Below are 13,993 nucleotides of genomic sequence, written 5' to 3'. Positions count from 1 at the left end.
ACAGATGCCTACAGAAATTCTGATGCCCGCCCTGTCCCCGACCATGGAGGAAGGCACGCTCGCCAAATGGCTGGTCAAGGAAGGCGATACCGTCTCCTCCGGTGATCTGCTGGCCGAGATTGAAACCGACAAGGCCACGATGGAATTCGAGGCCGTTGACGAAGGCACCATCGGCAAGATCCTGATTCCCGAGGGCACCGAAGGGGTCAAGGTCAACACCGCCATCGCGGTTCTGCTGGAAGACGGCGAAAGCGCCGATGACATCGGCACGGCTCCGGCGGCTGCTCCGGCGGCTGCCCCCGCAGCCGTCGCGGGCAACGAGGCTGCCGCGCCAGTGGCACCCGAGGCGCTCGCCCCTGCCCCGGCCGCTCCGGCCAAGGCAGATGGCGGTCGGATTTTTGCCTCGCCTCTGGCCCGCCGGATTGCTGCGCAAAAAGGTCTCGACCTGACACAGATTTCCGGTTCCGGCCCGCATGGTCGCATCGTCAAGGTCGATGTCGAAGGCGCAACTGCCACCGCTCCGGCAGCAGCTCCTGCCACTGCTCCCGCCGCCGCCGCGCCCGCAGCTGCCCCAGCAGCTCCGTCTGGTCCATCGGCGGATATGGTCGCGCGGATGTACGAAGGCCGCCCGTACGAGGAAATCAAGCTCGACGGTATGCGCAAAACCATTGCTGCACGCCTGGGCGAGGCCAAACAGACCATCCCGCATTTCTACCTGCGCCGCGATATCAAGCTGGACGCGCTGCTGAAATTCCGTGGTCAGTTGAACAAGCAGTTGGAAGGTCGCGGCGTCAAGCTCAGCGTCAATGACTTCATCATCAAAGCCGTCGCCAATGCGCTGCAACAGGTTCCGGCCTGCAACGCCGTCTGGGCAGGTGACCGGGTACTGCAACTGAAACCGTCAGATGTGGCTGTTGCCGTCGCAATCGAAGGCGGGTTGTTCACGCCGGTCCTGCAAGACGCTGACATGAAATCCCTGTCAGCCCTTTCGACCGAGATGAAAGACCTTGCCGCCCGCGCACGCGAGCGCAAGTTGGCTCCGCATGAATATCAGGGCGGCACCTTTGCCATCTCGAACCTGGGCATGTTCGGCATCGACAATTTCGATGCCATCGTGAACCCGCCCCATGCCGGTATTCTGGCCGTCGGCACCGGCGTCAAGAAGCCGGTTGTCGGGGATGATGGCGAGCTGACCGTGGCAACGGTGATGTCTGTCACCATGTCCGTTGATCACCGCGTCATCGACGGAGCGCTTGGGGCCGAACTGCTCAAGGCCATTGTCGACAATCTTGAAAACCCGATGGTCATGCTGGCGTAAGCCATACCGACCTCGCAAAAAAAGGCCGCCTCGAATATCGAGGCGGCCTTTTTTGTTAGTCCAATCGACCTACTGATCTTTGCCCAGCATGTGGTCCATCGAGATCGACGGCTGATCGCATCCAGCCTCGCCCACGATCTTGGCCGGGATACCGGCAACGGTCTTGCACGGCGGAACGTCCTGCAACACCACCGAACCGGCAGCGATACGGCTGCAATGGCCGACCTTGATGTTACCCAGAACCTTTGCCCCGGCCCCGATCAGAACACCGTCTCCGATCTTGGGATGGCGGTCTTCCTCTTCCTTGCCGGTTCCGCCCAGCGTCACCGAATGCAACATCGACACGTTGTCTCCGACCACGGCGGTTTCACCGATGACGATGGAATGGGCGTGGTCGATCATGATCCCCTTGCCGATCCTTGCGGCCGGGTGAATATCGATGCCGAAAATCTCCGAAGATCGCATCTGGAAGAAATAGGCCAGATCAAAGCGCCCCTTGCGCCACAGCCAATGCGCGACGCGATAGGCCTGCATGGCCTGATAGCCCTTGAAATACAGGATCGGCTGCAACAACCGATGGCAGGCCGGATCACGCTCGTAAACCGCCATCAGGTCGGCGCGGGCGGCTTCCAGCAAACCGGGATCGTTTGCATAGGCCTCGTCCACGATCTCGCGCAGCACCATCATCGACATTTCGTTCGAACACAGCTTGGCCGCGATCCGATAGGACAGCGCACGCTCAAGGCTGCGGTGATGCAGGATACAGGCGTGCACAAGCCCGCCCATAAGCGGTTCTGTCTCGACGGCTGCTTGGGCCTCGGATGTGATACGGTCCCAGACCGGATCGACCGGTGTCACAGGGCTGCGTTTTTCAAACATAGCTTTTGATCCTTTGCTGCGCCTAGAATGCCATTTAGTGGCAAAAAGGCCAAACGCAAACCCGTGATCCGCGATACAACGAAAATGAATGAGTCCGAGCGCACATATTTCGAAACACGAATTCGCGAGCGTCTGGCCGAACTGGATCAGTTGTCCGCATCAGGCCAGCAGGCTCAGGCCGTTGTTGAACTGGATCAGCAGGCGGTTGGTCGGCTCAGCCGCATGGATGCGCTGCAAAACCAGGCGATGGCAAAGGCGCAACAGGTGAATCGCAATGTCGAAACCCGCCGCCTTCAGGCCGCGCTTATGCGGCTGGACGAGGGGGAATACGGGTATTGCGAAGATTGCGGCGACCGTATTCCCGATGGGCGATTGTCTCTGGATCTGGCTGCCAGCAAATGCGTCAGCTGCGCGACCGGGTGATCAGAAACTCGGCAAGATGGTGCAGAACCAGCGAAAAACACTGACAATATTGCAAATCGTCAAACCCCGGCTCATCGGCCAGCACCCTGTTGCGCGCAACCGCCATCAGCGATCCGTTGCCGTAAACCGGATGCAGCTGACCCGTGCGCGCCCGGTGTATGTCGGCCAGTTCCGCTTCATGGATCATCCGGACGCATAAGCGGGTCCGCTCTGGCGGCGGCGCCGCCAACAAGGCGCGCGCCGCGGCACTTACATCACCGTGCAATAGCGGTCGCATCGTGCCGCTTACCCGACAACCAGACGCGCCATCGCACCGGGGCCGTAAATGGCTGACACCTGCGCAATCCCGACCTCATATGACCCGGTCAGACCATCTGCCGCCTTCATTGCCGCCGAATAGGACCACCCCGGCAGGGATGTCATCTCTTCACGGATAAGGGTTCCCCCAGCAAAGACACGCACAAGATAGGATTCGCTTTCCTCGCCCAGCGGAACCTCCAGCCCTGACCAGTCATCCCCATCCAACCGGGCGCGCCGCACCCAGGTCAGGTGATCGCCGGTTGCGTCGGATCGCACCTGAAGGTGAACCGGGGAATACGGGCGCAAACCATTGCCGTCGAATGAGGCGATCAGGTGCTGGTAAGCCGGATCGTCGTAACCACGGGTCGCCGGGCCGATGCGATAATGCTTGGCCAATCCCCGCTCGTTACGCAACAGGTTGATCTGCTGCACCTGATCGTTCAGCAACACGAATATGGACCCGTCCGGCCAGACATCCGGCATCAGGGCATCCGACCCCAACTGGCCCCTCAACCGCCCGGACCGGGCGTAAACGCCGGGGGAGTCAAGCGTGGCATCCGAGAACTGGAAAACCTCCCAGTTGCCGGGTGTTCCGTCGCCGATGGCCGCCAGATTGACACCGTTCAGAACCGCGCCACGCGGACGCGATTCCAGCTGACCGGCCAACAGCCGCACCTTCACCGCCGGGCCCTCGTCCCAGACGCCGATGCTGGCGCGCCTCAGCGGCGTTTCGGTCACGCCCATAATGGCCTGACCGGGGATCACATCACTCAGGCTGTACCCCTCATCGGTTGAGGAGGAATAAACCGTCGCGGCCCCCGGCCAGGGATCAGCGGTCACCGCAAGATAAGGTGCATGCGGGATCTCTGACCCGGTGATCAGCGGCAGGTCCAGAAACACCGGCAGCACGGGAACGGGCGCGGCATAGGGTCTGGCAACCGCCGGGTCGTCGTGCAGTTGCGATCCCTTATATACACCCTGTTCAACCCGGACCGCTTCGACCAATTGCAGATCGGCAGATTCCAGACGGTCAATCCGGTAAACGGGGCTGTTTTCGGTCTCTGACAACCGCACCAGATCACCTGCGCCCAGATGCAGCAGCGATGGCGGCAAGGCAAACCGCACCGTATCGCGGGAAACACGGGCCTCGCTCAACCAGCGCTCAGCCGTTTGTCGGCCTTCGGTGCGTGTCATGGATAACGGCATCTCATTGACCGAGACCGAATGCGTGCTGTCCTCGGGCAGAACCGCCTCTTCCGCGACCAGATCGTGATCCGCATCCGACTGGACAAAGCGCAGGCGCACGCGACCGGTCATCTCGGCCTCGGCTTCTCGCCGGTGCTCAACCGTGCCATCCAGATCACCGCTGATCGCCAGATGATCAGGGTTCAGGGCGATCGCGCCATAGCCATCGCACATCTGAAAGCGCAAGATGCCGTTCCGTTCGATCGCGTCGAACCCATAGCGCAGCATCAGCGGCTGCAAAGCCGACCGCGCATTTGTCACATCTTCGATGACATATCCTCGAACCACGCCGTAAAGCCCGGAAACATCGATATCCGTCACCCCTGCCGCGTGGCATATTTCAGTCACGACCGAGGCCAGCGTGCGCGAGCCGGACCGGCCGTTCAGCCAATGCCCCCGGTCATAGTTTGCCCCATCATCCCACTGGCTTCGCAGATTGGGAAAGGTCGGAAACGGGCGGGTATCCCACGCCCAGACATAGGTATTCGCCAGATCCAGCATTAGCCCGCCATAGACTTGCGACACCGGGTTGATGTTCGGATCGCTCCAATACCCAAGGGTCGACGCAAGGTACTGGACCTGAATGAAATCGTCGCGCAGCCCGTTTGAATATGCGGGCAGCAGCGATTCAGACGATTTCGGGTCCAGAAACTTGTTCGGCTGGTTCGTGCCCTTGTCGATTGCCGCACATCCCAACTCATCCACCCAGGCCGCATCAAACTGCGGCCCGCGCAGCCCTTCAGGATCATGTGCCGAAAACGCCTGCGCCTCGGCCCCGTTGGGCCAGATCAGCTTGCGTTCGGATGCCTTCCACACGGGCCGCCGATCCGGGGGCGAGCATTGCAATATCCCGCTGTCGCTGAAAATCATCACGTCGCGCACCTGATCGAATGTCTCACCCACCAGCGCCACGCGGCACGCCTCGCCCTTGTCCAGCGGCTTCGGCCCCTCGACCATCGATCTGACCCATTCGGCCCCTGCCCGCGTTTTGCCCGCGCCACGCCCGCCCATGATCACCCAGGACCGCCAGTCGCCTTCGGGCGGCAATTGATGCGGTAGCGCCCAGAATTCAAACAGGAAAGGGAGGGCACACAGCCCCCCCTCCCCGATCTCACTCAGAAATCTCTCCCGCACCGCAGCATTGGCGGAGGCGAGCCAGCCTGCACCCGATCTCAAATCGGGCCCGCTCAAGGTCGAGCGCATAGCCCCCTTGGGCAATTCCGGCTTGTCTGTAATGTTGTTCGACAAAGCTTGTCTCCACTTTCTGGCAACTTCGGATCAGCCCCTCCAGCTGACCGAGTCGCTTGGCTGAACCAGCAAGATCTGCATCCTCCCCGGCACCGATCTGTTTGCGCAGGTCTTCTGCCGCTTGCCGCAGATCGCGAATGGACCTTTCCAGGGACTGCAACAGTTCAGCCGTCTGGGAAATCCGCTCTTCCGGGGTAATCAAAGTCATGTTTGCCTGTGACCTCATGCGTGAGTGTTCTCCGCACGAGAGAAACGAAAAAACGGCCACCGGGTCACCCCGAGGCCGTTTGCCCACTTCTTCTAGCATGACACAACCTATACGGGATAAAGCGCGCAAAGTCAAGGGTTTACGCAACAGTCGCGCAACAGGGATCGTACGGTGAGGGTTAACGGACAGTGAATTTCCGGCTGCGGTAATCCTCGGCCAAAACGCCGACCCGTCCTTTGGGCTTCCCAAGCCCTGACCGCCTCACCGACCAGAGGGATTAACACAGGGTTACCGCCGTACCGCTTTCGGAGCGTACAAATTGTACAAACCCCGCGCGGACGCGTGTACAAATCTGACATTTCCGAAATCGGGTGCAAAATCACCCGCGTCACCCGATTTCGGCGCGTCAGGGTCCTGCGCGCTGCAAAACCAGTCCTTGACATTCCCCCCCGAAACCCTCATGTGCCCCTCATCACGGCGCCACCGCGTGAGCATCGTCGGGCTTCAGGCCCCACAGCGCCAACACATAACTCCCGGTTCCCCTTCACGCAGGGTTCTTTACGCGATGGCCGGATGGCGCTGGATTCGCCCGCGCATCCCGAGGTCTCGCACAACCCTGCCGGTCACTGAACGTGGCCAGTCACCACCTGCTCGTGCGGTTTAACCTGCGGGCCGGAAAGGATAATTTTTTGTTCGACTTCGATATGCTCGGCCTTGCGCCGACACTGAATGACGCGTTGAAACGCGCCAACTTCACACAACCCACCCCGATTCAGAACCAGGCCATTCCGCTGGCCCTGAATGGGCATGACATCCTCGGGCTGGCCCAAACCGGCACCGGCAAAACACTGGCCTTTGGCCTGCCCCTGATCGACCACTTGCTGGCGCAGCCCGGCAAGCCCGATCCCAAAACAGCCAAAGCGCTGATCCTCGCCCCCACCCGCGAGTTGGTGAACCAGATCGCCGACAGTTTGCGCACCCTCACCAAAGGAACAAAGCTGCGAGTCGCCACAGTTGTAGGTGGCCAGTCGATCAACAAACAAGTGATGTTCCTTGCCCGAGGCACCGATATTCTCGTCGCCACCCCGGGCCGCCTGATTGACCTGATGGAACGGGGCGCTGTTGACCTTGGCTCGGTTCGCCATCTGGTGTTGGACGAAGCGGATCAGATGCTTGACCTGGGCTTCATTCACGCTCTGCGTCGCATCGCACCTGCACTGGGCACGCCCCGCCAGACCATGCTGTTCTCGGCCACAATGCCGAAACAGATGGAGGAGCTCAGCCGCGCCTATCTGAACAATCCGCAGCGGGTGCAGGTTTCGCCTCCGGGCAAGGCCGCAGACAAGATCACCCAGTCCCTTCACTTTGTTTCGAAACCCGGAAAACCGTCGAAACTGCGCGAAATCCTGTCGCAGGACGCGGATGCTCTGACGCTGGTCTTCACCCGCACAAAACACGGCGCTGAACGGCTGATGAAAGGGCTGGTGGACGACGGCTTCAACGCGGCGTCCATTCACGGGAACAAAAGCCAGGGCCAGCGTGACCGGGCGATCAAGGCCTTCCGCGCTGGTGAGGTGAACATACTGGTGGCCACCGACGTTGCCGCGCGTGGCATCGACATCCCTGGCGTCGCCTATGTCATCAACTTCGACCTGCCCGACGTGCCCGACAATTACGTCCACCGTATCGGGCGTACCGCCCGTGCCGGGCGCGAAGGCGAAGCGATTGCGTTCTGTGCTCCGGAAGAAGTCGACCTGCTGCGTCAGATCCAGAAGCTGATGAAAACTGAAATCCCCGTCACAAGCGGCACCATGCCGGAAGGGGTCGAGATTCAGCAACCTGCACGTCGTCAAAACAACCGCCGTCGCGGGTTCAAGCCCAAACCGGCCAACGGCGATGCGAAACCGTCCAGCAACAAACGGCGCCGTCCCAACAAAAGACGCTCAGCCGCCTAAGGACTGAAGAGGCTGCCAAAGAAAACGCCGACGCCAGTTGCTATACCGGCGTCGGCGTTTTTTGTTAGCTAAACCAGCAACCCGCCGGGTTTAATTCCCCGAGCTCTGCTGTTCCTCGATCTCGCGCCATTTGGCAACGTTGCGATTGTGCTCCTGCAGGGTTTCTGCAAACGCATGCCCGCCCGAGCCGTCGGCGACGAAGAACACATAGTTGGTGTCATCTGGCGCAACCGCAGCTTCAAGACTCGCCAGACCCGGATTTGCAATCGGCGTCGGGGGCAGCCCATCAATCTGATAGGTGTTCCAAGGTGTCGGACGGTTCAATTCGCTGCGCCGCAACCCGCGACCCAATGTGCCCTGCCCCTTTGTCACGCCATAGATGACGGTCGGATCGGTTTGCAACCGCATCCCTTGTTTCAGGCGGTTCACGAACACACTGGCGACCTGGCCGCGTTCCTCCGGAACACCGGTTTCCTTTTCGATGATAGACGCAAGGATCAGCATCTCTTCCGGACTGTCCAGCGGCAACCCGCCTTGGCGGCTTTCCCAAACCGCATTGATCCGCAGTTGTTGCTTGTCCTGCATGGCCTGCAAAATCGCATTGCGATCCTGTCCGACCACAACATCGTAACTGTCCGGGGCCAACATGCCCTCAGCCGGGATCTCGGTCACCTCACCTGACAGCGCTTCGAATGATTTAAGGGCCTCGACCACCTGCCACGAGGTCACACCTTCGGCCAGTGACACCCGATAGCGCGTGTCAGCCTCGTTGCGCTTCTCGGTATAAGCATCAGGCGTTTCTTCCTCTGCAGCATCAAATGAAGCAATCTCGACAAAATCCAATGTTGCCGGGTCCAGTTCACGCACGCGGGTTTGGGTGCGCGTTACACCGATACGGTATTCGATTTCCGACCCACAAGTGCTGGCGCCGCTGCTGGTAATCTCTTCGATGATCTGCGCCATCGACGCGCCTTCGCGCACCAGAAAGCTGCCCGCTTTCAACCGCTGCGCCTGATCGGTATAGTCAGCGGCCATCCGAAACAGAATTGAACTGCGAATGGCACCCTGATCTTCCAGATCGCGACTGACACGTGTCATGTTCGAGCCGCTTTTGACCTGAAGGCAAATCGCAGTTTCAAGTGGGCCTTCGGCCTTGTACTGCGACTGTCCCCACAAGATCAGACCGCCCACCAGAAACAGGCCGACCACCAGGATGGTCAGCGCATTCGAAGCGATGGCCCGCCACATTTAATTGACCTTTCCGAAGATCACGCTGGCATTGGTTCCACCAAACCCGAACGAGTTCGACAGCGCCACATTGATTTCACGCTCGCGCTTGGCATTGGGGGCAAGATCAATCGGAGTTTCAACAGCCGGGTTGTCCAAGTTGATTGTTGGCGGTGCGACCTGATCGCGGATTGCCAGGATTGAGAATATTGCCTCAATCGCACCCGCAGCACCCAGCAAGTGACCGGTTGCCGACTTGGTCGAACTCATCGTCGCATTCCCGGCATGCTCGCCCAACAGGCGCTCAACCGCGCCCAGTTCGATCGTGTCCGCCATGGTCGAGGTGCCATGCGCGTTGATGTAATCTAGGTCTTTCGGCTCCAGCCCGGCGCTGCGCAACGCGGCTCTCATGGAGCGTTCGGCCCCGTCGCCATCCTCGGACGGGGCGGTGATGTGATAGGCGTCGCCCGACATACCATAGCCCAGCACCTCTGCGTAGATCTTGGCACCACGCGCCTTGGCGTGTTCGTAATCTTCCAGAACCACGATGCCGGCACCCTCGCCCATCACGAAACCGTCACGGTCCACGTCATAGGGTCGGCTGGCAGCCTTGGGATTATCTGCGTATTTGGTCGATAGCGCTTTACATGCGTTGAACCCGGCAATACCGATCTCGCAGATGCAGCCCTCGCCACCACCTGCCACCATGACATCCGCGTCACCCGCCCGGATGATGCGGCTGGCGTCGCCGATTGCGTGCGCACCGGTTGAACATGCGGTCACGACCGAGTGGTTCGGCCCTTTGAACCCGTGAAGGATTGATACCTGACCCGAGGCCAGGTTGATCAGTGCGCCCGGAATAAAGAACGGCGATACCCGACGCGGACCTTTGTCGCGGATCAGGTTCGCAGTATTGGCAATCGATCCCAGACCACCAATGCCCGAGCCAATCAGAACACCGGTCCGCAAGCGCGATTCTTCGTCTTCCGGCAGCCAGCCTGCATCCTTACAGGCCATTTCTGCGGCCGCGATGGAATACAGGATAAAGTCCTCGATCTTGCGCTGCTCTTTCAGCGGCATCCAGTCATCGGGATTGAAGGTCCCGTTGGTTCCGTCGCCGCGCGGCACCTCGCAGGCGTAGGTCGTTGCGACCCCGCTTGCCTCTGCATCGAAATGCGTGATTGGGCCTGCACCGGACTCTCCGTCCAGCAGCCGCGACCAGGTTTCCTCGACCCCGCTGGCCAAAGGAGTGACCAATCCAAGACCGGTTACAACGACTCTGCGCATGAAGTGCCTCTTGCCTGCTTCCTCTTATGAGAACCGCTCATACCCCGGCCCGGGGTGCGGGGGCAAGAGCAACGGTTCTTTCCGCTCTGGCGTCCTGCCGCCGATTTCCCAAGGAAACCGGAAATTCGACGCTTGTCAAAAACCGCCCCTTCGCGCGTCCAGCCGAAAGGGCGGAGTTGCTTACTGAAACTGCGCGACCGGCTCGTGGGCCGATTTGGCAGTTTCAAGCGCTGTGGCCAAGTCCAGTGTCTTGCGGAACAACGCACGCCCGACAATCGCGCCCGAGATATTGGGGATGTATGCCAGCCGCGAGATATCGTCTGCTGTGCGCACGACACCGCTGGCAATCACCGGGGTACGCGAATGGTTTGCCAGCCGCGAAATCAGACCAAGCTGTGCCTCGACATCTTCCATGTCACTGTCGATGTCGGTTACCACGATAGCGGCAAAGGGCGCATCGCCGAACGCATCAATAAAGGCTTCGGGCGTGAATGCACTTTGGCTGCGCCAGCCGTCAGTCATGACAAGGCCTTGCCACACATCAACCGACAGCACGATCTGATCCGGGTAAAGCTTGGCCAGTTCCTTAACCAGGTTCGGTTCGCGCGCGGCCAGCGTGCCAACCACAACGCGGCCCGCGCCCTTGTCGATCCAGCGCTCAATCTGTTCGCGCGTGCGCATGCCACCCGCCAACTGCACCGGAATCTCGGCCTTGCGAATGATATCTTCGACCAGCTGCGCGTTGGTATCCTTGCCCTCGATCGCGTCGAAATCCGTCAGGTGCATCCATTCGGCACCCGCCTCTGCCCAGCTCCGTGCGGTATCTACCGGATTCACGTGCCAGATCATCGCATCATCCAGACGACCTTTGTCCAGTGAGACACACCGGCCGTTCTGCAGTTCCATCGTGGGGTAAATCCTCATGAGCTCGGTCCTCCGCTCAATCGTTTTGAAATCCCCGGCACCATACAACTGGAATGCCCGCCCGAAATCTCCGGGATCGGCACAGTTTGGCCATTTTGCGGCATACTGATTAAGTGGCGAATTTACGCGCGGGCTGGCGGTCCGTTGCGCCTTAACAAATGCACCGGGGTTTCATTATACACCCCTTCCCGCATCAGAACATAGCCAAGCTTTTTGGCGAGTTTCTGCGAAGACGCGTTCGATGCGTTTATCATCGCGACCAACGGTCCGGGAATCACCCGGTCAAACCAGTCATGCGCAGCCTTGGCGGCCTCGTATCCCAATCCCTGCCCTTGTGCTTCGGGGACCAGTACCCACCCTGCCTCGGGGAAGCCGTCGAAATCCTCGCCCATGCGTCGATTGCTATAGAAGAATCCGGCTTGCCCGATCAGCGTACGATTCGATTGCTGCATTACGCCCCACTGACCAAAACCGGCCATCTGCCAATGCCCCGCATTACGCAAGAACGAATCCCACGCTTCGCCACGCGATCGGGGAGAACCGCCGATATGCTGCACGACGCAAGGGTTACGCCAGATTTCCGCGAACCGGTCAAAATCCTCTGGGCGCATGGCGCACAGCGTCAAACGCGCGGTATTTATCATCGGAGTGGATCTTATCATGCCCTGTCCACTTTGAGTTTTGCCTCAGTGGAAACAGTGCGCAGGCCACAATAGCCACGCAAGCCCGAAATTCGGGCAGGCATAAAAAAACGGCGCCCCCGTTGCCCGGAAGCGCCGATTTTGATCAGAAAGAAACGCTTAGGACGCTTCGCTGATGAACTTGACGGCGTCGCCAAAGGTCTGGATGGTCTCGGCTGCGTCATCGGGGATCTCGATGCCGAACTCTTCTTCGAAGGCCATGACCAGCTCAACAGTGTCCAGGCTGTCTGCGCCCAGATCGTCGATGAAGGACGCGTTTTCCACGACTTTATCTTCTTCAACACCCAGGTGCTCAACAACGATCTTCTTAACGCGATCTGCGACGTCGCTCATGTCTATTCCTCATTCCTTTACAGGGCGGTCCGCCCGATTCTGCCCTTGCCCGCACGGGTTGGCTTTGGTTTGCCCGTTTTGGGCGGTTTCGGTCCCGGCGAACCGGGAAATAGAAGGCCGACCTGAACGACCGGCCCCGCATAGATGCGCCGCCTATAGCATAGTCGACGCAAGAGGCAAACGCTTTCGCACTTGCCCCTGTCGCGCTCACAACATGGCCATACCGCCATTTACATGCAAGGTGCTTCCGGTAACATAGCCCGCTTCGGGGCTGGAAAGATACAGAACCGCAGCTGCAATTTCTTCCGGATCGCCCATGCGCCCGGCCGGAACCTTGAGCAACAGACCCTTTTTTTGTTCCTCGGTCAGTTTTTCGGTCATTGCCGTCGTGATAAATCCAGGTGCCACGGCATTCACAGTAATTCCGCGGGTCGCGACTTCGTGGGCCAAAGCCTTGGAAAACCCGATCATACCGGCCTTCGACGCTGCATAGTTCGCCTGCCCCGGATTGCCGATTGCGGCCACCACGGACGAGACATTGACGATCCGGCCCCAGCGCGCCTTCATCATGCCCCGGATCACACCTTTGCACAGTTTCATGGTCGAGGTCATGTTCACGTCAATGACGCTTTGCCATTCCTCATCAGACATGCGCATGAACAGGTTGTCGCGGGTGATTCCGGCGTTGTTTACAAGAATATCCACCGATCCCATCGCCTCGGCCGCTTGCTTTGGCAACGCTTCCACGGCTTCCGGATCGCTTAAATTGCAGGGCAGAACATGCGCGCGTTCACCCAGTTCGTCGGCCAGAGCCTGAAGCGGTTCAACGCGTGTACCGGACAACCCAACCGTTGCACCTGCGCAATGCAACGCACGTGCGATGTGGCCTCCGATACCGCCCGAAGCACCGGTGATCAGCGCATTCTTACCTGTTAAATCAAACATTCGGTTTCCCTCTTGCTGCGTCGGTTACAACGCGAATTGAGCTTACGATTCGGCCTGAATGGCCTTCTGGACGTCTTCCGGTGTGCCCACAGCCTTGCCCGCGATTTCGCGATCGATCTTGCGGATCATACCGGACAGCGCTTTGCCAGCGCCGATTTCCCATGTTTCAGTCACGCCTTGAGCCGCCATATATTGCACGCTTTCCCGCCAGCGAACCGAACCCGTCACCTGCTCGACCAGCAATTGACGGATCAGATCCGGGTCGCTGACAGCCTCGGCGCGCACATTGGCCACCAAAGGTACGACAGGGGCCTTAATTTCGACGGCAGCAAGCGCTTCTGCCATTACATCTGCAGCAGGTTTCATCAGCGCACAGTGAAATGGAGCACTTACCGGCAACATAACGGCACGTTTTGCACCTTTTTCCTTGGCGATCTCGGCAGCGCGTTCGACAGCCGCTTTTGAACCCGACACGACGACCTGTGTGGGATCGTTGTCATTTGCGGCCTGACAGACCTCGCCCTGTGCGGCTTCTTCCGCCACGGCGCGCACGGCCTCCAGATCCAGCCCCAGAATGGCGGCCATGGCCCCCTCGCCCACGGGTACGGCGCTTTGCATGGCCTGACCACGGGTGCGCAACAGACGCGCAGTATCTGCAACAGACAAGGCACCCGCCGCGGCCAGAGCCGAGTATTCACCCAGTGAATGCCCCGCCACAAAAGCCGCCTTGCTGACAGATACGCCTTCGGCTTCCAAAGCGCGCATGGCTGCCATCGACGTTGCCATCAACGCGGGTTGTGCATTCTGGGTCAGTGTCAGGTCAGCAATATCGCCGTCCCAGATCAGGCTGCTCAACTTCTCACCCAACGCGTCGTCCACCTCATCGAAGATGGCCTGAGCCGCCGGGTAGGCCTCAGCCAGAGCTTTGCCCATACCTATGGTCTGGGCGCCTTGCCCCGGGAAAACGAACGCGAGTGTCATTGCAACCTCATGGATGGTG

General features: G+C 59.8%; 14 protein-coding genes. 3 read left to right on the top strand and 11 right to left on the bottom strand.

Annotation, left to right across the window (positions count from 1 at the left end):
* The first annotated feature begins 4 nt into the window (after window positions 1–4).
* On the top strand, window positions 5–1,318 hold the full coding sequence (locus I9188_RS01045) for a pyruvate dehydrogenase complex dihydrolipoamide acetyltransferase (protein WP_209503589.1): 1,314 nt from the start codon (window positions 5–7) through the stop codon (window positions 1,316–1,318).
* Window positions 1,319–1,387: 69 nt separating this feature from the next.
* Here the strand turns inward: I9188_RS01045 and cysE are convergent, their stop codons facing one another.
* On the bottom strand, window positions 1,388–2,197 hold the full coding sequence (gene cysE, locus I9188_RS01040) for a serine O-acetyltransferase (RefSeq protein ID WP_209503587.1): 810 nt from the start codon (window positions 2,195–2,197) through the stop codon (window positions 1,388–1,390).
* A 27-nt stretch (window positions 2,198–2,224) separates the two neighbouring features.
* On the opposite strand from cysE, the gene I9188_RS01035 reads away from it, so the two are divergent.
* Entirely contained in the window at window positions 2,225–2,620 is a 396-nt protein-coding gene (locus I9188_RS01035; RefSeq protein WP_348540309.1) for a TraR/DksA C4-type zinc finger protein, read from the top strand.
* Here the strand turns inward: I9188_RS01035 and I9188_RS01030 are convergent.
* From I9188_RS01030 to I9188_RS01020, 3 genes are read right to left on the bottom strand one after another with little or no spacing between them, the layout of a single operon-like run.
* Window positions 2,601–2,897, bottom strand: coding sequence for a hypothetical protein (locus I9188_RS01030; protein ID WP_209503584.1), 297 nt, complete (start codon window positions 2,895–2,897; stop codon window positions 2,601–2,603). The two genes, I9188_RS01035 and I9188_RS01030, sit on opposite strands and share 20 nt — an antisense overlap.
* Before the next feature lie 8 nt (window positions 2,898–2,905).
* Window positions 2,906–5,299, bottom strand: coding sequence for a glycoside hydrolase TIM-barrel-like domain-containing protein (locus tag I9188_RS01025; protein ID WP_348540308.1), 2,394 nt, complete (start codon window positions 5,297–5,299; stop codon window positions 2,906–2,908).
* Complete coding sequence (locus tag I9188_RS01020; RefSeq protein WP_209503580.1) at window positions 5,277–5,621, bottom strand: hypothetical protein; 345 nt, start codon at window positions 5,619–5,621, stop codon at window positions 5,277–5,279. Before I9188_RS01020 ends, I9188_RS01025 begins: the two co-directional genes overlap by 23 nt.
* A gap of 689 nt (window positions 5,622–6,310) precedes the next feature.
* Here I9188_RS01020 and I9188_RS01015 point away from each other — a divergent pair.
* The gene (locus I9188_RS01015; RefSeq protein WP_209503578.1) at window positions 6,311–7,576 is read left to right on the top strand and encodes a DEAD/DEAH box helicase; all 1,266 of its coding nucleotides are present in this window, start codon (window positions 6,311–6,313) and stop codon (window positions 7,574–7,576) included.
* A gap of 90 nt (window positions 7,577–7,666) precedes the next feature.
* Here the strand turns inward: I9188_RS01015 and mltG are convergent, their stop codons facing one another.
* The 7 genes from mltG to fabD form a co-directional block, all read right to left on the bottom strand.
* The gene (gene mltG, locus I9188_RS01010; protein WP_209503576.1) at window positions 7,667–8,824 is read right to left on the bottom strand and encodes an endolytic transglycosylase MltG; all 1,158 of its coding nucleotides are present in this window, start codon (window positions 8,822–8,824) and stop codon (window positions 7,667–7,669) included.
* Window positions 8,825–10,090, bottom strand: coding sequence for a beta-ketoacyl-ACP synthase II (gene fabF / locus I9188_RS01005; protein ID WP_209503574.1), 1,266 nt, complete (start codon window positions 10,088–10,090; stop codon window positions 8,825–8,827).
* A 180-nt stretch (window positions 10,091–10,270) separates the two neighbouring features.
* Complete coding sequence (locus I9188_RS01000; RefSeq protein WP_209503572.1) at window positions 10,271–11,014, bottom strand: 1-(5-phosphoribosyl)-5-[(5-phosphoribosylamino)methylideneamino] imidazole-4-carboxamide isomerase; 744 nt, start codon at window positions 11,012–11,014, stop codon at window positions 10,271–10,273.
* Window positions 11,015–11,136: 122 nt separating this feature from the next.
* Entirely contained in the window at window positions 11,137–11,676 is a 540-nt protein-coding gene (locus I9188_RS00995) for a GNAT family N-acetyltransferase (RefSeq protein ID WP_209503570.1), read from the bottom strand.
* Between the two features lie 138 nt (window positions 11,677–11,814).
* On the bottom strand, window positions 11,815–12,048 hold the full coding sequence (locus I9188_RS00990) for an acyl carrier protein (RefSeq protein WP_050602116.1): 234 nt from the start codon (window positions 12,046–12,048) through the stop codon (window positions 11,815–11,817).
* Window positions 12,049–12,255: 207 nt separating this feature from the next.
* A complete protein-coding gene (gene fabG / locus I9188_RS00985) occupies window positions 12,256–12,993 on the bottom strand; it encodes a 3-oxoacyl-[acyl-carrier-protein] reductase (protein WP_209503568.1) in 738 nt (245 codons plus the stop codon).
* Between the two features lie 42 nt (window positions 12,994–13,035).
* On the bottom strand, window positions 13,036–13,974 hold the full coding sequence (gene fabD / locus I9188_RS00980; protein ID WP_209503566.1) for an ACP S-malonyltransferase: 939 nt from the start codon (window positions 13,972–13,974) through the stop codon (window positions 13,036–13,038).
* Between the last annotated feature and the right edge of the window lie 19 nt (window positions 13,975–13,993).

Source organism: Ruegeria sp. HKCCSA071 (genome assembly GCF_017872555.1).
In the GTDB taxonomy this organism is placed as follows: Bacteria; Pseudomonadota; Alphaproteobacteria; order Rhodobacterales; family Rhodobacteraceae; genus Ruegeria.
The sequence above is the reverse complement of the archived record's forward strand: the minus strand, read 5'-3'. Positions and strand labels throughout refer to the sequence as shown.

Bases quoted from the DNA above. Each gene is read 5' to 3' on its own strand.
- fabG (WP_209503568.1), bottom strand. From the start codon at position 12,993: ATGTTTGATTTAACAGGTAAGAATGCGCTGATCACCGGTGCTTCGGGC.
- I9188_RS01000 (WP_209503572.1), bottom strand. From the start codon at position 11,014: ATGAGGATTTACCCCACGATGGAACTGCAGAACGGCCGGTGTGTCTCA.
- I9188_RS01035 (WP_348540309.1), top strand. From the start codon at position 2,225: ATGCCATTTAGTGGCAAAAAGGCCAAACGCAAACCCGTGATCCGCGAT.
- cysE (WP_209503587.1), bottom strand. From the start codon at position 2,197: ATGTTTGAAAAACGCAGCCCTGTGACACCGGTCGATCCGGTCTGGGAC.
- fabF (WP_209503574.1), bottom strand. From the start codon at position 10,090: ATGCGCAGAGTCGTTGTAACCGGTCTTGGATTGGTCACTCCTTTGGCC.
- I9188_RS00990 (WP_050602116.1), bottom strand. From the start codon at position 12,048: ATGAGCGACGTCGCAGATCGCGTTAAGAAGATCGTTGTTGAGCACCTG.
- mltG (WP_209503576.1), bottom strand. From the start codon at position 8,824: ATGTGGCGGGCCATCGCTTCGAATGCGCTGACCATCCTGGTGGTCGGC.
- I9188_RS01020 (WP_209503580.1), bottom strand. From the start codon at position 5,621: ATGACTTTGATTACCCCGGAAGAGCGGATTTCCCAGACGGCTGAACTG.
- I9188_RS01030 (WP_209503584.1), bottom strand. From the start codon at position 2,897: ATGCGACCGCTATTGCACGGTGATGTAAGTGCCGCGGCGCGCGCCTTG.
- I9188_RS00995 (WP_209503570.1), bottom strand. From the start codon at position 11,676: ATGATAAGATCCACTCCGATGATAAATACCGCGCGTTTGACGCTGTGC.
- fabD (WP_209503566.1), bottom strand. From the start codon at position 13,974: ATGACACTCGCGTTCGTTTTCCCGGGGCAAGGCGCCCAGACCATAGGT.
- I9188_RS01045 (WP_209503589.1), top strand. From the start codon at position 5: ATGCCTACAGAAATTCTGATGCCCGCCCTGTCCCCGACCATGGAGGAA.